The 21,363-nt window shown below is 71.9% G+C and carries 17 protein-coding genes and 2 pseudogenes; 15 read left to right on the forward strand and 4 right to left on the reverse strand.

Annotated elements, in window-relative coordinates; translation table 11 throughout:
• The 8 genes and pseudogenes from AC07EJ_RS42390 to AC07EJ_RS42425 form a co-directional block, all read left to right on the forward strand.
• Window positions 1-1,032, forward strand: a complete 1,032-nt coding sequence (locus AC07EJ_RS42390) for a ketoacyl-ACP synthase III family protein (RefSeq protein WP_389490994.1) — start codon at window positions 1-3, stop codon at window positions 1,030-1,032.
• Window positions 1,033-1,127: 95 nt separating this feature from the next.
• The gene (locus tag AC07EJ_RS42395) at window positions 1,128-2,117 is read left to right on the forward strand and encodes an aromatase/cyclase (protein WP_393587441.1); all 990 of its coding nucleotides are present in this window, start codon (window positions 1,128-1,130) and stop codon (window positions 2,115-2,117) included.
• Window positions 2,104-2,736, forward strand: coding sequence for a hypothetical protein (locus AC07EJ_RS42400; RefSeq protein WP_389490988.1), 633 nt, complete (start codon window positions 2,104-2,106; stop codon window positions 2,734-2,736). The genes AC07EJ_RS42395 and AC07EJ_RS42400 overlap by 14 nt, the downstream gene beginning before the upstream one ends.
• Window positions 2,737-2,854: 118 nt before the next feature.
• On the forward strand, window positions 2,855-3,034 hold the full coding sequence (locus AC07EJ_RS42405; RefSeq protein ID WP_389490985.1) for an acyl-CoA carboxylase subunit epsilon: 180 nt from the start codon (window positions 2,855-2,857) through the stop codon (window positions 3,032-3,034).
• Window positions 3,035-3,162: 128 nt separating this feature from the next.
• Window positions 3,163-4,902: a fatty acyl-AMP ligase gene (locus tag AC07EJ_RS42410; RefSeq protein ID WP_393587438.1), complete on the forward strand. Its 1,740-nt coding sequence runs from the start codon at window positions 3,163-3,165 to the stop codon at window positions 4,900-4,902.
• Entirely contained in the window at window positions 4,899-6,644 is a 1,746-nt protein-coding gene (locus AC07EJ_RS42415; RefSeq protein ID WP_389490979.1) for an acyl-CoA dehydrogenase family protein, read from the forward strand. The genes AC07EJ_RS42410 and AC07EJ_RS42415 overlap by 4 nt, the downstream gene beginning before the upstream one ends.
• Window positions 6,645-6,683: 39 nt before the next feature.
• On the forward strand, window positions 6,684-7,934 hold the full coding sequence (locus tag AC07EJ_RS42420) for an acyltransferase domain-containing protein (RefSeq protein ID WP_478886235.1): 1,251 nt from the start codon (window positions 6,684-6,686) through the stop codon (window positions 7,932-7,934).
• Between the two features lie 373 nt (window positions 7,935-8,307).
• Window positions 8,308-8,643 (forward strand): annotated as a pseudogene (locus AC07EJ_RS42425) (4'-phosphopantetheinyl transferase family protein); the annotation flags it as partial.
• A 111-nt stretch (window positions 8,644-8,754) separates the two neighbouring features.
• Here AC07EJ_RS42425 and AC07EJ_RS42430 read toward each other — a convergent pair.
• The 4 genes from AC07EJ_RS42430 to AC07EJ_RS42445 all read right to left on the reverse strand — a co-directional run bounded on the left by AC07EJ_RS42430 (window position 8,755) and on the right by AC07EJ_RS42445 (window position 13,281).
• On the reverse strand, window positions 8,755-9,369 hold the full coding sequence (locus tag AC07EJ_RS42430) for a response regulator transcription factor (RefSeq protein WP_389490973.1): 615 nt from the start codon (window positions 9,367-9,369) through the stop codon (window positions 8,755-8,757).
• 21 nt (window positions 9,370-9,390) lie between these two features.
• Window positions 9,391-10,602 carry a sensor histidine kinase gene (locus AC07EJ_RS42435; RefSeq protein ID WP_478886236.1) on the reverse strand — a complete coding sequence of 404 codons (1,212 nt, stop codon included), beginning with the start codon at window positions 10,600-10,602 and terminating at the stop codon, window positions 9,391-9,393.
• Window positions 10,603-10,690: 88 nt separating this feature from the next.
• Window positions 10,691-12,964, reverse strand: a complete 2,274-nt coding sequence (locus AC07EJ_RS42440) for a TOMM precursor leader peptide-binding protein (protein WP_478886237.1) — start codon at window positions 12,962-12,964, stop codon at window positions 10,691-10,693.
• Window positions 12,961-13,281: a hypothetical protein gene (locus AC07EJ_RS42445; protein WP_389490964.1), complete on the reverse strand. Its 321-nt coding sequence runs from the start codon at window positions 13,279-13,281 to the stop codon at window positions 12,961-12,963. The genes AC07EJ_RS42440 and AC07EJ_RS42445 overlap by 4 nt, the downstream gene beginning before the upstream one ends.
• A 249-nt stretch (window positions 13,282-13,530) precedes the next feature.
• Here AC07EJ_RS42445 and AC07EJ_RS42450 point away from each other — a divergent pair, with 249 nt between their 5' ends.
• From AC07EJ_RS42450 to AC07EJ_RS42480, 7 genes and pseudogenes are all read left to right on the forward strand, one after another.
• Window positions 13,531-14,325, forward strand: coding sequence for an AfsR/SARP family transcriptional regulator (locus AC07EJ_RS42450; RefSeq protein ID WP_326710794.1), 795 nt, complete (start codon window positions 13,531-13,533; stop codon window positions 14,323-14,325).
• Window positions 14,326-14,410: 85 nt separating this feature from the next.
• Window positions 14,411-16,000: an acyl-CoA carboxylase subunit beta gene (locus tag AC07EJ_RS42455; protein ID WP_393587428.1), complete on the forward strand. Its 1,590-nt coding sequence runs from the start codon at window positions 14,411-14,413 to the stop codon at window positions 15,998-16,000.
• 261 nt (window positions 16,001-16,261) lie between these two features.
• Window positions 16,262-17,527 (forward strand): beta-ketoacyl-[acyl-carrier-protein] synthase family protein, encoded by a 1,266-nt coding sequence (locus AC07EJ_RS42460; protein ID WP_478886238.1) that lies wholly within the window; start codon window positions 16,262-16,264, stop codon window positions 17,525-17,527.
• Complete coding sequence (locus tag AC07EJ_RS42465; protein WP_389490955.1) at window positions 17,524-18,735, forward strand: ketosynthase chain-length factor; 1,212 nt, start codon at window positions 17,524-17,526, stop codon at window positions 18,733-18,735. Before AC07EJ_RS42460 ends, AC07EJ_RS42465 begins: the two co-directional genes overlap by 4 nt.
• 117 nt (window positions 18,736-18,852) lie before the next feature.
• Window positions 18,853-19,122 (forward strand): acyl carrier protein, encoded by a 270-nt coding sequence (locus AC07EJ_RS42470; RefSeq protein ID WP_389490952.1) that lies wholly within the window; start codon window positions 18,853-18,855, stop codon window positions 19,120-19,122.
• A gap of 114 nt (window positions 19,123-19,236) precedes the next feature.
• Window positions 19,237-21,024, forward strand: a complete 1,788-nt coding sequence (locus tag AC07EJ_RS42475) for an acyltransferase domain-containing protein (protein ID WP_389490949.1) — start codon at window positions 19,237-19,239, stop codon at window positions 21,022-21,024.
• Window positions 21,025-21,076: 52 nt separating this feature from the next.
• Window positions 21,077-21,363, forward strand: a pseudogene (locus tag AC07EJ_RS42480) (hypothetical protein); the annotation flags it as partial.

Raw genomic sequence — 21,363 nt, forward strand, 5'->3', positions numbered from 1 at the left:
GTGCGTCTGGAAGACGTCTACATACGGGGGACCTCCACACGGCTTCCCACCCGCATCACGATCGCCGACGCCGTCGCCTCCGGGGCCTGCCCGCCCCGGACGGCCGCGGCCACCGGCATGGAGTCGGTGGCCCACTCGCCCGACGAGTCGGCTGCCGAAATGGCCGCGGCCGCCGCACGCACCGCTCTGAGCCGGGCCGGCACACAGGGCGGCGACGTGGATCTCCTGCTGCACGCGGACACCTATCACCAGGGCCAGGACCTCTGGCCGGTCGCCTCGTACATCCAGCGCGAGGCACTCGGCAACACCTGTCAGGCCGTCGAGATACGGCAGATGTCCAACGGCGGGCTCGCCGCCCTCGACCTGGCGAGCGCCTACCTCACCGCCGGCCACGGCCACAGCGACGCCCTCATCACCACGGCCGACCGCTTCTGCGCCCCGGGCATCGACCGCTGGAACACCGACCCCGGAACGCCCTACGCAGACGGCGCCACCTCGCTGGTGCTCTCCAAGCGCGGCGGCTATGCCCGCCTCGTCTCGCTCGCGCTGCACGCGGACCCCGACCTCGAGCCGCTGCACCGCGGCGACGACCCCTTCACCAAGGCGCCGTTCGGCCACCGCATCCCCGTCGACTTCGAGGCGGCCAAGCGTGCCTTCGTCGGCCGCGCCGGAATGTCGTACGCGATCTCCCGGGCCCACAGCGGCCAGCAGACGGTGATCAAGCAGGCGTTGGCCGACGCCGGCTCCGAACTCGCCGAAGCCGACTGGGTGGTACTGCCGCACTTCGGCAAACGGCGCCTGACGTCCATCTACTACAAGCCGTTCGGCATCGACCCCGCCCGCACCACCTGGGACTACAGCCGCACGGTCGGGCACCTCGGCGCGGGCGACCAGTTCGCCGGCCTCGACCACCTGACCGTCTCCGGGCGCGCGGCGCCCGGCGACCGGGTCGTCCTGGTCAGCGTGGGCGCCGGATACAGCTGGGGCTGTGCCGTGCTCGACATCCTCGAACGCCCCGACTGGGCCCGGTAGTTGACCACGGGTCCACCGGTTCTCCAGTCCCGCTCGATCACCCCGTGCCAACCTTGTGATCCGCCTTGCAGCGGACAGTCCGAAGGGAATTTGCCGTGGCGCCGACCACCACCACGTCCGAGACCGCAGCGCTCCACGTCACGGAGCACTCCATCACCGTGGCCGCGTCTCCCGCCGCCGTGTACGCGCTGGTGGCCGATGTCGCCGAGTGGCCACAGGTGTTCGGCCCCACCGTGCACGTCGAGGTGCTCGAGGAGGCCCCGGCCGGAGGCGGCGAGCAGCTCCTGCGCATCTGGGCCGTCGCCGGCGACAAGGTGCGCACCTGGACCTCGCGCCGGGTCCTGGACCCGGCCGCCCGCACCATCACCTTCCGCCAGGTGGTCACGGCCGCCCCCGTCGCCGAGATGGGCGGCGAGTGGCGCGTCCAGGAGCTGGAGGACGGCACCACCCGTGTCACGCTGCTGCACGACTACCGTGCCGTGGACGGCGACCCGGCCGCCGAGGAACTCATCGAGCGGGCCGTCGACGGCAACAGCCGCGCCGAGCTCCTCGCCCTCAAGAACACCGCCGAGCTGGCCGACGCGCGCGAGGAACTCCACTTCACCTTCAGCGACTCCGAGACCGTCTTCGGCGCGGCCGGCGACGTCTTCGCCTTCCTGGACCGCGCCGACCTGTGGCCCCAGCGGCTGCCGCACGTGGCCCGCCTCGACCTCACCGAGGACGAGGCCGGCATCCAGCACATGGACATGGACACCGCGAGCCCGGACGGATCGACGCACAACACCACCTCGGTCCGCGTCTGCTTCGAGGACCGCAAGGTCATCGTCTACAAGCAGCTCAGGGTGCCGGTCGCGATGAGCGGCCACACCGGACGCTGGGTGATCGAACCGCTGGGTGACGGCAGCGTCCGGGCCACGTCGTGGCACACCGTGACCCTGGACCCGGGGGGTGTACGCACCGCGCTGGGCCCCGACGCCACGCTCGCCGAGGCCCGCGCCCTGGTGCGCAAGGCGCTCGGGACCAACAGCTCCACCACTTTGCGTCATGCCAAGCAGTTCGCGGAGGAAGCGCGTGCACAGTCGTAGTCAGGACACACCGCTCACGGTGGTCAACCGGTTCGAGGTCAAGGGCGACCCCGCATGGTTCGAGCGCGAGTTCCGGGATCACTCCCAGTACCTGCGCAGGCGGGAGGGCTTCGACTTCCTGGTGACCGTCCAGCTCGTCGAACGCCCTGACGTGTACGTCCACCTCGGGCACTGGCGGACGATGCGGGGCTTCCTCGACACCGTCCACGACGACACCTTCCAGACCCACGTCAAAAAGCTCGGCCCGCTCGTCAACACCGAGGTGGACCAGGCCGTGAGCGTGGAGCGGGTGCTCAAGGAGGACGCCGTCGTGGGAGCGGAGAACGTCCTCCTGACCCAGGCCAGGACCTTGGGTGCCACGTCGTCCTCGTTCGAGCGGCTGTTCGCCGAGAGCAATGAGCACTTCGACCGGCTCGGCGGCTTCGGCGGCGGCGATCTGCTGCGCTCGACGCTCCGCCCCGACAACTACACGGCCATCCAGTGGTGGCGGGACACCGCGGACTGCGAGCGGGCCCTGGCCGACAGCGGTCACCGTGCGCTGGCCGAGCAGTTGCGCCGCACCGCGGACGTCGAGGTGGCACGGGGCCGGCACGTCGCGTACGAACGCGTCGTCGTCTGACACCAGCGGCACTCCACCCGCACCGGAGCCGGGGGCCATCAGGTCCTCGGCTCCGGTGCGTCCGGGGCGCGAGCCCGCTTCTAGCGGGTGCGCGCACAGTGTCCTCATGGTGAACCAGATGTGTATCACTGTGGTCCGCGGCCTGCCCGACGAGGCCGAGCTGGCGGCCGTGACCGCCGTGCTGCTCGCCCTCGTGCGGCGCGCGGGTGAGCCCGACGACGAGACCAAGGCCGCCTACGCGGGCTGGACCGTCAAGGGCGGCGGACACGTGCCCCGTGCTGTCGGGGGCACGCCGTGAACGCGGGTTCGCCGTACATCCACCGGCGAGGCGCAGGCCCCATCCAGGGGCACACCGCCGCCTCGCCGACAGCAGAGCCGGCCGTAGGCCGTCCCCGGGGACGGCGCCACGGCACGGGAGGGGGAGGCGTGAGCGGTCACCAGACCTTTACGGAGCACATCCAGGCCCAGGCAGCGGAGACGCCGGACCAGGAGGCGTTGATCCTCCTCACCGAGCATGAGGGCACCTTGCGGCCCGAGACGATCACCTACGGCCAACTGGACAGCCGGGCACGCCAGTTGGCGGCCGTGCTCGGCCGGCACGTCGGCCCGGGGGACCGGGTGCTCATCGCACACCGCTCCCGCGCGCTGTTCGTCACGAGCTTCCTCGCCTGCCTGTACTCGGGAGCGATCGCCGTCCCCGTCGCCCCGGCCGGCGGACACGGCCACCACGACGACCGCTTCGCCGGCATCCTGAAGGAAGCCGCTGTGGCGTGCGTGCTCACTTCCACCACGGAAGCGGCCGACGTCTCCCAGCTGCTCGCCCGCACCGGACACGGCGACGTCGTCTGTCTGCCGGCCGACGGCCCCGCCGCGGCGGCCGCCGCCGGGCCCTGGGAGCCCTTCGCGCCGGACCCCGACACCGTCGCCTACCTCCAATACACCTCCGGCTCGACCCGGGACCCGCGCGGCGTGATCGTCACCCACCGCAGCCTGCTCGCCAACCAGCGGGCCATCCAGGAGGCACTCGGTACCCGCCCCGGCACGCGGCTCGGCGGCTGGCTGCCCCTGCACCACGACATGGGCCTCGTCGGCCAGTTGCTGCACGCGCTGTGGCTCGGCGGCACCGCCGTCCTGCTGACCCCGACCGCGTTCGTGAAGCGTCCGGCGAACTGGCTGGAGACCGTCTCGCGGTACGGCCTGACCGTCAGCGCCGCCCCCGACTTCGCGTACGAGATGTGCGTGCGCCGCGTCAACGACACGCAGCTGGCGGGCCTCGACCTGTCCGGCTGGGAGACCGCGGTCAACGGCGGCGAGCCCATAGACGCCGCGACGCTGGACGCGTTCGCCGAGCGGTTCGCCCCCGCCGGGCTGCGCCCCGGGGCCCTGGCGCCCTGCTACGGCCTGGCCGAAGCGACCCTCATCGTCTCGGGCACGCGAACGGCCCCCGCCGGACGCGCCGTTGACGCCGCCGCCCTGGAGAAGGGCCGGCTGACCGACCCCGTCGGCCCGGCCCGCACCGTCACGCACTGCGGCCCGCCCGCCTCCGTCGACGTGGCGATCGTGGACCCGGACACCTGCGCCGAGGTGCCGGACGGCCGGATCGGCGAGATCTGGGTCCGCGGCGAGAGCGTCGGACCCGGCTACTGGGCCCGCCCGGCCGAGACCGCCGCGGCGTTCAACTGCCGGATCCGCGGCGGCGGCAGCGGCTATCTGCGCACCGGTGACCTCGGCGCCCTCCAGGACGGCCTGCTCCATGTCACCGGCCGGCTCAAGGACATGGTCGTCATCGCCGGACGCAATCTCTACCCGCAGGACCTGGAGCGCACGGCGCAGCAGGTCAGCGGCCTCTTCGGTGCGGCCACCGCCTTCGCGCTGCCCGGCGTCAGGGAACAGATCGTCATCATCCAGGAACTGCGCTCCGGCAGCCGCTACGACATCGACCTCGCCGGGCTCGCGGCCGCCGTCCAGCAGCGGATCAGCGAGGAGTACGAGGTACGGACCGCCGGTGTCGTGCTCGTCAGGCCGGGCACGGTCCGCCGGACCACGAGCGGCAAGGTGGAACGGGCGGCCATGCGACGACTCTTCCTGCGCGGCGAGCTCACCCCGCTGCACCAGCGGATGGAACCCGAGGTCGAGGAGCTGATGGCGGCCGGGAGCCGGCGATGACGACGGCAGAGGACCGGATCGATGCCCTGGAGCTGGCGTTCGGCTCTCTCGACGACCCCGGGAACCCGCTCGGCGCGGCCGCCCTGCTCGCCGCCGACGCGGCCGGCGCGGTGCTGCCGGAGGCCGAGAAGGTCCTCGACGACTTCGGCCTCAACGCCGAGTTCGTGCCCGCGGACGTCGGGGGCAGGCTGGAGCGGATGGACCTGCTCGGCCGGCTCCTGCGCCCGGTGTTCCGCCGGGACGCCTCCCTCGGTTTCGGCTACGGACTCAACTGCTTCTTCGCCGCCACCCCGGTGTGGACGGCGGGCGACGACGCGCAGCGCCGCCTCGCCGCCCGGCTGCTCCTGAGCGGCAGGCGGCTCGCCGTGGCCCGGCACGAGGTCGCCCACGGGAACGACTTCGTCCGCGACGAGTTCACCGCCAGGGTCGTCCCGGACGGTCTGGTCATCGACGGCAGCAAGTCCGCCATCGCCAACGCCTCACGCGCCACCGGCCTGGTCATCTTCGCCCGCACCGAGGGAGCCGCCCGGGGGCGCAGCCACACCGTCCTGCTGCTCGACCGGGACGAACTGCCCGCCGGCTCCGTGGAGAACCTGGCCCGCCGCACGACGACCGGCATGCGCAGCGCGGAGTTCGGCGGACTGCGGATCACCGACTGCCTCGTGCCCCCCGGCGCCGTCCTCGGAGGGGTCGGCGACGGCTACGAGCTCTCGCTGCGTTCCTCCCTGCTCATCCGCGGTCTCATCCCGTCCATCGTCCTCGCGGGCGCCGACACAGCGCTGCGCACCGTCGCCCGGTTCGCGAGCCGCAGCCGGGCGGACGGCCGTTCGTCCCTGGACGTGCGGCATGTGCGGGACGTGCTCACGGGCGGCTTCCTCGACCTGCTGATCATCGACTGCCTCGCCCTGGTCGCGACCCGGGCGCTGCATCTGCTGCCCCGGCAGATGAGCGCCTACGCGGCGGCGGCCGCCTACCTCGCCCCGAAGCTCGTGGCCGAGAGCATGGACGAGATGTCTTCGGTGCTCGGGGAGGAGACGTTCGCCGAGGACGGCGCGTACGCGATGTTCCAGAAGCAGCGGCGCGACCTGCCGGTCACCTCGCTGGGGCACGCGGGCAGCGCCGGACGGCAGGTCAGCATCCTGCCTCAACTCCCGTACTTCGCACGGCACGCCTGGTTCGCCGACCCCGAACCGCCGCCGGACCTGTTCCGGCCGGACCGGGAGCTGCCGCCGCTGGACCTGTCCCAGCCCGTGCTGCTCGGCGACGGCGACCCGCTCGCCGCGACCCTGGTCGCCTGCACCGACCTCCTCGAAGCCGCGGAGCCGCGATCCATCGACGGGGCCGGCGACGGCCTGGGCGGCCCGGCCCTGCGCTTCCTCACCCGAGTCCTCACCGGTGAACTCGCCGAGCTGAAGAAGGCGTTCGAGAACGTCGCGGAGGGCGACCGCGAGGCCCTGTCCAGCCCGCAGAGTTTCGGCCTCGCCGACCGGTACACCCTGGTCCTCGCGGCGGCGGCCTGCCTCGGCGTGTGGCGCGAGCAACGCTCCGCGCCCGCCGGCCGGCCGGATGCGTTCCTCGCCGCTCCCGCCTGGGTCACCGCCGTCCTCTACCGGCTGGTCGCACGGCTCGGGCTGCCGCTGCCCGACCGGCCCGTCGCCGCGCAGCGGCTGGTGCTCGAAGAGGTCGTCGCACGGCTGCACAACCACCGCAGCTACGACCTCTACGCCTCGCCGCTCGCCTGACCTCGCCCCCCACCCCCCCGCCCGACAGGGAGCACACCCATGCAGGAGCAATTCCCCGGCGCCCAGGAAGACTTCGCCGTCGCGCACCGCGAATGGCTGACCGAGAGGGTCGCCCACTACCTCGGCCACCCGGTGGAGGACACCGTGCCGCTGACCGAGGAGGGCCTCGACTCGGTGGCGGCCCTCAGCCTTTACGGAGACATCGAGGAGGAGTTCGGTTCGCTGATCGAACCGGAGGACATCTGGGCGTTCCCCACGGTGCGTCAGCTCGCGAACGTTCTGGCGATGCGCGACGCAGGCCGGGGCGCCGGCCAGGTCAGGGCCGCGTTCGTCTTCACGGGCCAGGGGTCCCAGCACCCCGGGATGACCTCCGGTCTCTATCTGAACTCCACCGGATACCGCACCTTTCTGGACGAGGCCGACGCGGCGATCCGCCCGTGGACCAAGGAGTCCATGGTCGAGCTGATCCTTTCCGACGACCCGCGCATCCACCGCACCGCGCTCACCCAGCCCGCCCTGTTCGCCGTCGAGTACGCCCTGGCCCGGACGCTGGAGGAGGCCGGGGTGCGCCCGGCGGCCGTCCTGGGCCACGGCGTGGGGGAGTTCGCCGCCGCCACGATCGCCGGCGCGCTGACGCTGGCCGACGCCGCGAAGCTGGTGTCCATGCGGGGCGCCTTCATGCAGTACCTGCCGCCGGGCGGCGGCATGATGGCGGTCTGCATCACCCCGTACGAGGCCGCCGAACTGGTCTCGGCGGAACCGGACGTGGGCATCAGCGCCATCAACGCCGCCAAGGCGATCGTGCTCTCCGGCGACCGGACCGCGCTGCACCGCATCGAGGCCCGCCTCGCCGAGCGCGGCATCCGCTGCCGCCACCTGGCCGTCTCGCACGCCTTCCACTCCCCGCTGATGGCGCCCGTGGTCCCCAAGTTCGAGGCCGTCCTGCGCAAGACGCCCGGCGGCGCCGCCCAGGTGCCGTTCTACTCGACGGTGTACGGCCGCCTCACCAACGAGCCGCTCTACGCCCCGTACTGGGCCGAACAGATCACCGCCCCGGTCCGGTTCGCCGACGCCGCGCGGAGCCTGCTCGCCCAGCAGGCGCCCACTCACGTCGTGGAGATCGGCCCGCAGGCCGTCCTCACGCCGTATCTGCGGCGGATGGGTGGTGGCCTGCGCGGTCCCGCCTGCATCCCGGTGTGCCAGGGGCCGGCGAGTGACGCCGTCGACCTGGCCGGTGTGATCTCCGCCCTCGACGCCGGACCGCTGGCCGCGGCCCTGCCCGGAGCCTGAGGTGGGCGAACGGGTGGGACGCCCGTTGCCCGCGCCAGGACCCGGCGCACCCTGGGACGACATCCACGGTGAGCTGCGGCGCACCGGCAGTGTCGTTCTCTACGCGTCGATGCCCGACTGGCTGCCCGCCGAGGGGACGGAGGGGGAGCTGCGCCGCCTCCTCGGCCGCGACTGGCGGCGCTACGAGAGCCTGGCCAAGCCGCCCCGAACCCGGGGGCGGTTCGCGGCCTCCAGGCTGCTGCTGCGCCACTCGGCGGCGGCGGTCCTGCGTACCGCCCCCGACCTCGTGGACCTCGCCTACCAGCCGGGAGGACGCCCGTACGTCCGCGGCTGCGACCAGATCGACATCAGCCTGAGCCACACCGAGGAGATGATGGTCGTCGGGATCACCCGTCGCGGCCGTATCGGCGTGGACGTGGAAAGGGCGGACCGGCGGCTCGCGTACACCGGCTCGGAGAGCCAGGCGTGCACGCCCTACGAGAAGGCGCGCCTCGACGAGGGTGATGACGGGGTGCGCAACGACACCATGGTGCAGCTGTGGACGCTCAAGGAGGCGTACAGCAAGGCGCTGGGGCAGGGACTGCGGTTCCGCTTCACCGAGTTCGGCTTCGCGCTCGACGACGGGGAACCCCGGCTGACCAGACCGGACGGCTCCCGGGTACCGGGCGGCGAGTGGCAGTTCGGCACGTACCCCGCCGGGGCGGGGTACGTGCTGAGCGTCGCCGTCTGTGACGCGGGCTTCGGTGAACTCGTGGACCTGTCGGTCGGGACGACCCTGGACGACGGCATGTTCGACGCGCTGCTGGGCGCGCCCGGCCCGTCACGGCAGCCAGCCGGCCTCCTCGGCGATCCGGATGGCGTCGATGCGGTTGCGCGCGCCCAGTTTGCCGACGATGGCCGTGAGGTAGTTGCGGACCGTGCCCTTGGACAGATAGAGGCAGCCGGCGATCTCGGCGGCGTCGGCGCCCCGGGCGGCTAGGCGTAGGACCTCCAGCTCGCGCGGGGACAGCGGGTTCTCCGGCGAGTCCCAGGCGGACAGCGCGAGCTGCGGGTCCACGACCCGGCGACCCGTCGCCACCGACCGTACGGCCAGGGCGAGTTGACTCGGCGGTGAGTCCTTGAGGAGGAAGCCGGACACCTGCGCCGACAGGGCGCGGCGCAGCGTGCCGGGGCGCCCGAGCGAGGTGAGGATCAGTGTGCGGCAGCTGGGCAGCCGTTCATGGAGCTCGGCTGCTGCCGTGAGCCCGTCGATGCCGGGCAGATCGATGTCGATCACCGCGACGTCGGGCTTGGACTCGAGTGCGGCCGCGACGATCGCGTCGCCGCGGTCGACGGTGGATACGACGTGCAGATCCGGCTCCAGCTGGAGCAGCGCGACGAGCGCGCCCTGGATCATGTGGACATCCTCGGCGAGGAGGATCCTGACGGACAACATCTTTACCCCCGATGAGATGTGTCAGGCTACGGCGGTTCTCTCCGGGCGCGTGGGCTCGAACACCAGCAGCTCGTTCTCGTCGTGGCCCGTGGGTCTGAGCGGTGCCCAGACCTCCAGGTGGAATCGGCCGTCCTCCCGCAGGCCCGCGGAGAGCCCGCCGCCGATGGCGGCGAACCGGCAGCGCAGATTGTCCAGACCCGATCCGCCCGAGCGGGACCCGGCGAGGACGCTCTGTTCGTGCGGATTGTCGTTGGTCAGGCCGAGACGGACCGTTTCTTCTTCAACCTCCGCCTTGATGGTGCACACGCGCACCTGACTGTGCCGGAGGATGTTGGTGACCCCTTCCCGCAGCGCCGTCGCGAGCACGGTGTCGACCACCGGGTGCAGCCGCCCGCACTCCACCTCGACCTCCGCGCGGATGTCGGCGGCGGAGAGCACCGTTCCCGTCGACTCCGCCTCCTCGATGAGGGACATGTTGCGGTACCCGCTGGACACCAGCCGTACGTCGGCCAGGGCCTGCCGCGCCACCTGGAGCACCGCGACGGTCTCCTGACGGGCCTTGTCCGGGCGGGTGGTGATCAGCCGCTGGATCAGCTCCCCCTTGAGCGTGATCGCGGAGAGGCTGTACCCGAGCAGGTCGTGCAGGTCCCGGGCGAACCGCAGGCGTTCTTGCGCGACGGCCATCCGGGCCAGTTCCTCGCGGTTCTCGTGCACCTCGCTGACCAGGTCGGTGAGCCGGGTCAGGCCGTAGATGACGAGGCCGGTGAGGGTGCTGGCGATGGTGAAGTAGAGCACCAGGTCCACCGGGGCCCCGGCCAGCACGTTGTACACCGGGATGAACGCGATCAGCAGTCCGTAGCTCGGCCAGGCGAGCCGGGCCGGCAGGGTCAGCAGCAGCGAGGCGGCCAACGGGCCTTCCATGCTGCCCCAGTTGATGCTGAACCAGGCGAGCGGTGCGAACGTGAGCACCGCCTGGAGGAGCAGGACGAGCGCCTTTCTCCGGGTGGGCCACCGGCGGGCCTGCGGCGAGGAGACGGCCAACTGCGTGCCGAACAGCGCCAGTACGAGCACGACGCACAGGACCAGTTCACCCGTCGTGGGCCGCGTCCGTACCACGTTCAGTACAGTCATGGTGGCGTAACAGACCAGGGCCACGACGATGATCGCGTGAGCCAGCCGCGGGGCGGGCGCCTGGGACCGTGGTGAATACGGTACGACGTCCCTCGTCGGCATTGCCGCCTCCTCGCGAAGGGATCGGTAGTGGCCGCATGCTATGTCGTTTCGCTGGCTCTGAGCCAGCGAAACGAACCGACGGTCAAAGTCAGACGAAGAGGGGAATTGGGTTCAGTTCGTCGTACGGAAGAGCGCGCGAGGCGAGTCCGAGCTCGACCGGTATATCGAAGAGACGGCCCGGGGCGAAGCGTGCCCAGAAGTGACGCATTCCCGGAATGATCACCTTCACAACGGGAAGTCCCACGTCGGGGCGTGTCTGGTCAAGGATCAGCAATTCCATGCCACGGCCACGTACGAGGGTTTCGGCCAACGCGATGTCGTCCAGCAGGTCGTGGTGGACCGGAAAGGAATAGGAGTCCGGGGTCCGCGGAGCTTCGGCTGGATCCGCGCGAACGTATGGCTGATTTTGCACCGTCGCCCCCTGCCACCAGGCAGATAGATCAGGGTCTGCTGACAGGAATTCAGCCGAGTCCCCCTCCGGGGGCAGCAGTTGGGCCATTTCCGTGACCGCCCGCCGCAGGGCCAGGCGGGGATCGAAATGAGCCCCGAAACCGAACGAGATTCCCTGGAACGGCCCGTCGGTGCGCCGGGACATGGCCACCATGACCGGAATGCCGAAATCCGTGGTGAGGTCAAGGACCCAGACGTCCCGGTGGAGCCGTTCGTACGTCTGCCGGGTGCGCGCCAGCCACGGCTCGTCGAAGGCGTCGAGGTCCACCGCGGGCCGGCGGGTGCGGTTGTACCACCACAGCGCCACAGCGTCCCGTTCCACCAGTTCCAGGAAGCCCTGGACGACGGCGTCCTCCGGACTGCTGCCCGCCGCGTTGCCGTTGGAGTCGGCCCACGGCGTGGCCGTCACTCCGTCCGGACCTGGTCCGAAGTACAGCATCGACGTAGGCAGCAGCCGCTGCGTGCCCGAGGTGAGCGACCACACCGGCGTCCAGTCGGCCGGAGCCTGCGGGTCGAACGGCGGCGGGACCTGCTGGAAGCGCGCATGCCGCGGATTCCACGCGTGCCGCTCCTCGAACTGCCGGTCCGCGAACAGCTGGCAGAGGTTCGGGTGCAGAGCGGCGTCACCCAGACCGGCCAGGGTGTCGCGCACCGTGGGCTCGTCGCCCTGCCGGGTACCGCAGTAGCGTTCGAGCGCCTCGCACAGGGCGCCGACCTCGGCCTCCTGCGGCGTCGTTCCCTTGCCTCCGCTCTGGCCGCGCAGCCCGCCGCGCAGCCCGGCCAGGGAACGGCTGTCGCCGAGTGCCAGGTTGCGCCCGGCGACGTACCGGTTCAGTCCGTCCGGCGAGCCGGGGGCCGGCCGGAGCTCGGACACGACGCCGGTGACCCGGTCGGCCAGATGCACGTAACGGGACAGCACCGTCTCCGCGCTCTGTGACCGGTGATTGCCGCCCACCGTGCGGCACTTGGGGCTGGAGCGCGGCCTGAAGGGCCTGTTCACCCGCTGTGCGACGAGCTCCGGATCCCCGCACGTGGAGCACTGCGGACGGCGGGTCACCGGATGCCGGCTGGTCGCGAGGGTGCGGGTGTCCAGCGTGCAGACGGAGCGCTGGCCCTCGTACCGCATGCCGGCCACCCACTTGGTCGCCTCGAGCACAGCGGTGTGCAGGCCCAGGGCGCGCACAGTGGCGAACGAGGCCTCGGGGACGGGCACCATTCCCATGAGGCCCAGGGCTTGGCGGACCGGAGCCGTGGACGACCGGTGGCCGCGCAGGCGGTGCGCCAGACACTCCCAGCACGCGTCCTTGCCGCCTGCGAACACCGGGCCCACCCAGGTCTCCGCGCCGCTGGGCTTGGCCAGCAGCCACGCGCGGCCCGCCGCCCGGTGCCGGGCATCGATCTCGGCGAGGCGGGGGTCCAGGTAGTCGTCGCACAGGACGAGCGACAGCTCGGCCGAGTCCTCCTCGCCGGGGCAGGCCATCCGCAGGCCCGCGACCAGGCACTCGGCCCGCGCCGTTGCGGGATCCCCCCTGCCCAGGTACACGAGCGCCACCCGCGTCTCCCGGAACGAGGCGGCGGCGCGGGGCCCGTGCAGGCCGGCGGTCTCCCAGTACGCCTGGGTCGAGGCGTCGGTGGCCGGGTCGTGATAGCCGACCAGGTCGGCGCGGGCGAGTTCGGCGATCATGCGGGCCGCGGTCTCCGGGGCCACGGTCGCCGCCGCGTCCCGCAGGACGGCCGCCAGGGTACGGGTCCCGTCGAGCAGGGCCGCGAGCTGCTGAACCTCACGGCCCTGCAAGGCCGTTGTGCCCCGCTCCGACAGCAGGTAGACGGCGTCCCCTTCGATCGCCTCCACCCGCAGGTGTCTCTTGAACCCCACCGGCAGTTCGGTGGTTCTCCCCCCGGATATGTTCATGCACGCGCCGTCCCGGCCTCTTCGCCGGGCAGGGGCGCCATGCCGGTGGCGCAGCCGTAGAGCATGACGGTGCCCGGCCGGTCCAGATGGTCGATGACCAGGCCGCGGTCCGCGCCTCCGCTCTTGTACACCTCCCCGAAGAGGTCTGCGAAGTCGTCGCCGTACACCGGCTCGACCGCGGGGAGACCGAACTCGATGAGCACCGAGACGGGGTCGCTCGTGTAGCGCTGGGCCAGGTCGGGCTCGAGGCCGGCCCGGGCGGTCAGGAGTGCGAACTGGTGATCCGAGGTCAGCTGAGCGTGCGTGGCGGTGTCCATGGTGATCCCCCTGCTGAGTCGATCCTGCGAGACGTTGTTCGCTTGCCGAATGCCAGGATTCTGCGGCCCGCCGCCGCGCACGGCACAGTGCCGCGGTCACCATCGCGGCATGACATTTTCATGCCCGGCCGCGTGAGCACCTCACTGGGACTCGAACGCCGCGGGTGCGAGGCTCGACGCAGACTCCGCAACCCGTGCAGGGCCGCCGACGGACCTGCCGAACCAGCGCACGAAGGGGAGGGCGCCATCATGGAGATCAATGTCCTGGGACCATTGACGGCCCGTGAGAACGGAGTGTCCGTCGTACCGACCGCCGCCAAACCGCGCCAGATCCTTTCCCTGCTCGCCCTCCAGTCCGACCGGGTCGTGACCGTGGCGACGCTGATGGAGGAGATCTGGGGCGAGGACATCCCGCGCAGCGCGGCCACCACTCTGCAGACGTACATCCTTCAGCTGCGCCGCAAGATCGCCGCGGCACTCGACGGCGACCCGTCCCGCCATGCCAAGGACGTCCTGGTCACGCAGCACGGCGGCTACCTCCTCCAGGTGCAGCCGGGCCAGGTCGACGCGCACGAGTTCACCCGCATCACCGCGTCGGGCCGGGCCGCGCACGAGGCGGGGGACTACCTCGCGGCCTCACGACTCCTCGGCCAGGCACTGAAGATGTGGCGGGGCTCCGCCCTCGTCGACGTACGCGTCGGCACCGTGCTCGAGCTCGAGGTGCTCCGCGTGGAGGAGGACCGGATGGCCGCTCTGGAGAGGCGGATCGACGCCGATCTGCTGCTCGGCCGGCACACCGAGATCGTGCCGGAACTCCGGGTCCTGGTCGCCCGGCACCCGATGCACGAGAACTTCTGCGCCCAGCTGATGACCGCCCTGCACCGGTCGGGCAGCGCCTGGCGGGCACTCGAGGCGTACCAGCGGCTGCGGGTGACCCTCGTCGACGAGCTGGGCCTCGAGCCCTCGGCCCGCCTGCAGCAGCTCCATCAGGCGGTGCTGTCCGCCGACCCGGCCCTGGACGTCCAGGTGCCCGCGTCCGGCTGACCGGCCGGGCGTCGGTCCAGGCGGTCCTGGCGGTCCTGGCGGTCCTCTCCAGCACGTCTCTAGCCGGCGTTCCTACGTTCGGCCGATGACGATCCTCGACGACCTCACCGTCACCCAGGCAGCCCCCGACCTGCGCCGTGCCACCGCAGAACTGCGGCGACTCAAGGAGGAGGTGAGCCGCGGGCCCGACCCGGCGGCCACCCGGCGCCAGCACGAGAAGAGCAAACTCACCGCACACGAGCGCCTTGAACTCCTCTTCGACGAGGGCACGTTCACCGAGATAGAGCCGCTGCGCAGGCATCGCGCCACCGGGTTCGGCCTGGAGGACCGCAAGCCGCACGGCGACGGTGTCGTGATCGGCTGGGGCCTGGTCCACGGCCGGACGGTCTTCGCCTACGCCCACGACTTCCGCGTCTTCGCCGGAGCGCTCGGCGAGGCGCATGCCGAGAAGGTCCACAAGGTGATGGACCTCGCGGCGGACGCGGGCGCACCGCTCGTCAGCCTCAACGACGGGGCGGGAGCCCGTATCCAGGAGGGCGTCACCGCGCTCGCGGGCTACGGCGGCATCTTCCGCCGCAACGTCGCGTCCTCGGGGGTCATCCCGCAGATCAGCGTGATGCTGGGCCCCTGCGCCGGAGGAGCGGCCTATTCGCCGGCCCTGACCGACTACGTCTTCATGGTCCGCGAAACGGCGCAGATGTTCATCACCGGACCTGACGTGGTGCAGGCGGTGACCGGCGAGAAGATCACCCACAACGGTCTCGGCGGGGCCGACGTGCACGCCACGACCTCGGGCGTCTGCCACTTCGCCTACGACGACGAGGCCGACTGCCTGGAGGACGTGCGCTTCCTCATCGCCCTCCTGCCGTCCCACAACCGTGAGATGCCGCCCGCGGTGCCCTGCGACGACCCCGCCGACCGGCGCACCGACCGCCTCACCGATCTCGTGCCGGCCGACCCGGGGCGCAGCTACGACATCCGCGCGGTGATCGAGGAGATCGTCGACGACGGCGAGACCTTCGAGGTCCACGAGGCGTGGGCGCCCAATGTCGTGTGCACGCTGGCCCGCCTCGACGGCCGTACGGTCGGCATCGTCGCCAACCAGCCCGCGGCCCTCGCCGGCGTGCTGGACATCCACGCCAGCGAGAAGGCCGCGCGCTTCGTCTCCACGTGCGACTCCTTCAACATCCCGCTCGTCACCCTGGTCGACGTGCCCGGCTTCCTGCCCGGAGTCGACCAGGAGCACAACGGCATCATCCGGCACGGCGCCAAGCTGCTGCACGCGTACTGCAACGCGACCGTGCCCCGGATCTCCCTCGTCCTGCGCAAGGCGTACGGCGGCGCGTACATCGTCATGGACTCCCGCTCCATCGGTGCCGACCTCGCCTTCGCCTGGCCCACCAACGAGATCGCCGTGATGGGCGCCGAGGGCGCCGCCAACGTCATCTTCCGGCGCCAGATCGCCGCCGCCGACGACCCCGCCGCGATGCGCGAGCAGATGGTCAAGGAGTACAAGGCCGAGCTGATGCACCCGTACTACGCGGCCGAACGCGGCCTCGTGGACGACGTCATCGACCCCGGGGACACCCGCCGCGTCCTCATCCGCTCACTCGCGATGCTGCGCGCGAAACGCGCCGAAGTGCCCGCGCGTAAGCACGGAAATGTCCCGACATAGACGGGTGGTTCGGCAGATCCACGCGCACACGAGTCCGGTTCTAGGGCGCAGACGTTCCATAGCTTCACCGGTCAAGGCAGCACGCTACGAACGAGTCGCCGACCGGGACAGGCCGGCCGAGGGGGTTCCCACCCCGAACCCCCTCCGGCCGCCGCAACCGACTCATGATCAGCACGGACGAAGGGATCGACAGTGACCCCCAGAGTGCCAACCGGCTGGTGCGCAGCGACGCACCCGGCCCCGTCGAAGGCCAGGTAGACCATGCGACGAGTCGCCATCACCGGCCTGGGCGTCGTGGCCCCGGGCGGGGTCGGTGTCAAGGAGTACTGGGAGCTGCTCACCGCGGGCCGCACGGCCACCCGCCGGATCTCCTTCTACGATCCCTCACCGTTCCGCTCGCAGGTCGCCGCCGAGGTCGACTTCGACCCCTTCGCGGCAGGGCTCTCCCAGCAGGAGACCCGCCGGCTCGACCGGGCCGCGCAGTTCGCGGTCGTCTCCACCCGTGAGGCCCTCGCCGACAGCGGCCTGGAGATCTCCGCCCTCGACCCCGGCCGCATCGGCACGGCGGTCGGCAGCGCGGTCGGCTGCACCACGAGCCTGGAGCGCGAGTACGCCGTCGTCAGCGACGGCGGCCGCAAGTGGAACGTCGACCACGAGTACGCCGTACCCGAGCTGTACCGGCACTTCGTACCCAGCTCCCTCGCCGCCGAGGTGGGCAGGGCAGCCGGGGCGGAGGGACCGGCCGCGGTCGTGTCCACCGGATGCACCTCCGGCCTCGACTCGCTCGGCCACGCCGTGGAACTCATCCGCGAGGGCACGGCCGACGTCATGATCGCCGGTGCCACGGAGGCGCCCATCTCGCCGATCACCTCGGCCTGCTTCGACGCCATCCTCGCCACCACACCCCGCAACGACACCCCGGAGAGCGCCTGCCGGCCCTTCGACGAGACCCGCAGCGGCCTCGTCCTCGGCGAGGGCGCCGCGATCCTGGTCCTGGAGGAACTGGAGAGCGCGAAGCGGCGCGGCGCCCACATCTACGCCGAGATCTCCGGGTTCGCCTCCCGCTGCAACGCGTACCACATGACCGGCCTCAAGCCGGACGGCCTCGAAATGGCGGAGGCCATCGACGCCGCCCTGGCCGAGTCGCAGCTCGCCCCGGACACGGTCGACTACGTCAACGCCCACGGCTCCGGTACCAAGATGAACGACCGTCACGAGACCGGCGCCTTCAAGCGCAGCCTCGGCGAGCACGCCTACCGCACCCCCGTGAGCTCCATCAAATCGATGATCGGCCACTCGCTCGGAGCCATCGGCTCCCTGGAGATCGCCGCCTGCGCCCTCGCGATGAAGCACGGCGTCCTGCCGCCCACCGCGAACCTCCACGAGCCGGACCCCGAGCTCGACCTCGACTACATCCCGCTCGTCGCCCGCGAGAAGCAGACCGACGTGGTGCTCAGCGTGGGCAGCGGGTTCGGCGGATTCCAGAGCGCCATGGTGCTGGCCCGCCCGGACAGGAGGACCGTATGACCGCCGTCGTGACCGGCCTGGGCATCACCGCCCCCAACGGCCTCGGCACCGAGGAGTTCTGGAAGGCCACCCTGGCCGGCGAGTCGGGCCTCGGCCCCGTCACCCGGTTCGACGCCACCCAGTACCCGTCCCGCATCGCCGGCGAGGTGTCCGGGTACGTCGCCGAGGACCACATCCCCAGCCGGCTGATGCCGCAGACCGACCACATGACGCGCCTCGCGCTGACCGCGGCGGACTGGGCGCTGAAGGACGCGGGGATCGACACCGACGAACTCCCCGAGTACGGCATCGGCGTGGTCACGGCCGCGTCCGGCGGAGCCGTGGAGTTCGGACAGCGCGAACTCCAGAACCTGTGGAGCAAGGGCAAGGAGTACGTCAGCGCCTATCAGTCCTTCGCCTGGTTCTACGCGGTCAACACCGGACAGATCTCCATCCGGCACAAACTGCGCGGCCCCAGCGGCGTCCTGCTCACCGAGCAGGCCGGTGGCATCGACGCCATCGGGCACGCCCGCCGCCACATCCGCAAGGGCTTCCCCGCCGTCATCGCGGGCGGCGTCGACGCGGCCATCTGCCCCTGGGGCTGGGTGCCGCAGATCGCCTCCGGCCTGATGAGCACCGTCGACGACCCCACCCGGGCCTACCTCCCGTTCGCCGCCGAGGCCGGCGGATACGTCCCGGGCGAGGGCGGCGCCATCCTGCTCGTCGAAGAGGCCGGCTCGGCCGGCGCGCGTGGCGCCGGGCACGTCTACGGCGAGATCGCCGGATACGCGGCGACCCTCGACCCGGCCCCCGGCAGCGGCCGCCCGCCCGGACTGCGCAGGGCCGCCGAGAACGCCCTCGCCGACGCCGGGATCACCCCCAAGGACATCGACGTCGTCTTCGCGGACGCCGCCGGCGTACCGGACCTGGACCGGGCCGAAGCCCAGGCCCTGACCGAGCTGTTCGGGCCGGCCGGTGTCCCCGTCACGGCCCCCAAGACGATGACCGGCCGCCTCCTCGCCGGGGGCGCCGCCCTCGACGCGGCGACCGCGCTGCTCGCCCTGCGCGACGGCGTCATCCCGCCCACCGTCCATGTGGCAGCTCCGGCCCCGGAACACACCATCGACCTGGTCACCGAAGCACGCGAGGCCGATCTGCGCACCGCACTCGTCCTCGCCCGCGGCCACGGCGGCTTCAACGCCGCGCTCGTGGTGCGCCGCACCACCTGAACCGTGCCGCGGCAAGCACCACCACCGCGGCACACCGCACCACTACGGCCCCGCCCGCTTTCCCAGTCGCCACACCCCGCAGCATCAGCGCGCCCAACCGAGAGGACGGCACCAACCATGACCATCTCCACCGCCACCGTGACCCTGGCCGACCTGACCCGCATGCTCCGCGAGAGCGCGGGTGAGGAAGAGGGCGTCGACCTCGACGGCGATGTCATCGACACGCCGTTCATCGAGCTCGGCTACGACTCCCTCGCCCTGCTCCAGGTCATCGGCGAGATACAGCGCGAGTACGGCGTCAGCATCCCCGACGACGCCGTCGTCGACGCGGAGACCCCGGGCGCGCTCCTCGCCCTCATCAACTCCGGCCGGACGCCCGCCGCCTGAGCCGGACACGCTGCGGCCGCCCTGCCGACGTTCCCCCGGCAGGCAGGGCGGCCGCTCCGCGCCCCGATCCCTTGACATCCATGCGGCCGAGCCGCGGTCCACGAGGAGGGAACCATGTCACTCACGTCCCACAGCGCGGTGGTCCGCCGGCTGATCGTCAGCCCCGGCCCGGCTCCGCAGGAGCAGGCGCCGGTCGTGGCGTCGGCCGCCGCCGTCTCGGCCGTACTGCGCGCCTTCGGCCGTTCCCCCGAGGACCTGCCGGCCCGCACCGTCGTCCTCATCGGATCCTGTGCCGTCGACCCCGGCCTCGGGGCCGAACACGAGGGATTCACCGTCCGGACGACGGCCACCGCCGGCCTGGCCCTGCGCCGCGCCCACCACGAACTCCACGAGGGCACCGCCGACCTCGTCCTCGTCGCGGGCTTCGGCGAACCCGACGCCCACACCATCACCGTGTACGCCGTGAAGCGCGCCGCGGAAGCGGTGGCCGAAGGGGACGCCGTCCTCGGCGTACTCGATGTGACGGCCCCGCACGGCCGGCAGGACGCACCGCCCCTGCGGCCCGTGTGGCAGAACCCGCGCGGCACCGACCCCGACCGCCACCGTCTGATCCTCTGGTCGGGCCGGACGGCGGACGACGAGGTCCGGGTACGTGCCGAACTCCTGCCGATGCTCGGCGGAGTCCACCGGGAGGTGTACCCCGCGCTGCCGACCGCCGTGCCCTGCGGCACCCCGCCCGGCCCCATACGCGGCGCCGCCGTCGCCGTGTCCACGCTCGCCGCCCGCGCCGTCCACCAGGCCCGCGCCGTCGACGTGTCCCGCCCGCGTCCCGTCGTCCTGCTCTTCCCCGGCCAGGGCTCGCAGCACGCCGGCATGGCGGCCGGCCTCTACCGTCGCGAACCCGTCTTCACCGCGGCCGTCGACGCGGCTCTGTCCCACATGGGCGAGGAGGGCTCGCGGGTACGCGCCGACTGGCTGGACCCGCAGAACGCCGCCATCGGCATCGACGACGTACGCCGCGCCCAGCCGCTGCTGTTCGCGATCGACTACGCGCTGGGCCGCATGATCCTCAGCTGGGGTGTTCGTCCCACGGCGTTCCTCGGCCACAGCGCGGGCGAACTCGTGGCAGCCACCTTCGCCGGCGTGGTCTCCCTGCGCGACGCTGTCGCCATGGTCCGGGCCCGGGTCAGGGAGGCCGTGAAGATCCCGGCCGGCGGCATGCTGGCCGTCGCCGCGAGCGAGGAGCGGCTGCGCCCCTACCTGACGGACGGCGTGGGCATCGCGGCCGTCAACGCCAACCAGCAGGTCATGCTGGCCGGTTCGCGAGGGCCCCTGGACGCTGTCGCCGACCGCCTGCGCGCCGACGGACTCACGGTGGTCACGGTCCCCGCCACCAGCCCCTTCCACTCCCCGGCGATGGCACCCGCCTCCGACGCGATCGAGGTCGACTACCGCGACATCCCGCTGCGCGAGCCGAAACTGCCGTTCTACTCCGGTTACACCGGCACCCTGATGAGCCCCGAGGCCGCGCGCAGCCCGCGCTTCTGGGCCGACCAGATCACCGACACCGTCCACTTCCGAGATGCCCTGGACGAGCTCCTCGCGGCCGACGACGTCCTCCTCATCGAGGCCGGCCCCCGCCAGACCCTCACCGCCTTCGCCCGCAGGCACCGCTCGGTCCGCCTCGGCGCCGGCGCGGTCTCCCCACTCCTCCCGGCCCGTCCGGGCACCCAGGAGGCCGACCGGCAGTCCGTGCTCAACGCGGCCGCCCGGCTGTGGACCGAGGGCCACGACCTGGACCTGAACGCGGTCGCCCGTCTGTGGACGTGGAGCGACGAGGACACACCCGCGGCGAGGGGCACCAGGACGTCGCACATACCCGCGGAGTCCCTGGTCGCATGAGAATCGTCACGAAGGTCCTGCGCGAGATCTGCCACTCGCTGACCGTCGCGGGGTGGATCTGGCTGGGGATGTCCGCGCTGGGCCCACCGCCGGTCCTGCCGGCGCCGAGCCTGGACGAGCCGCCCCAGGGACACCCCGAGCGGCTCCGCCCGGACATCGCGCTGACCACGACCGAACTCGCGCTGCAGAGGCAGCTCATGGCGCCGATCGGGGAACAGCGGTGAAGGAGACGCTCCGTCTGGATCGGGTCATCATCCGGTTTGCGGGTGACTCGGGTGACGGGATGCAGCTGACGGGTGACCGGTTCACCTCGGAGACGGCGTCGTTCGGGAACGATCT

This window comes from Streptomyces sp. NPDC045026, from assembly GCF_056432625.1.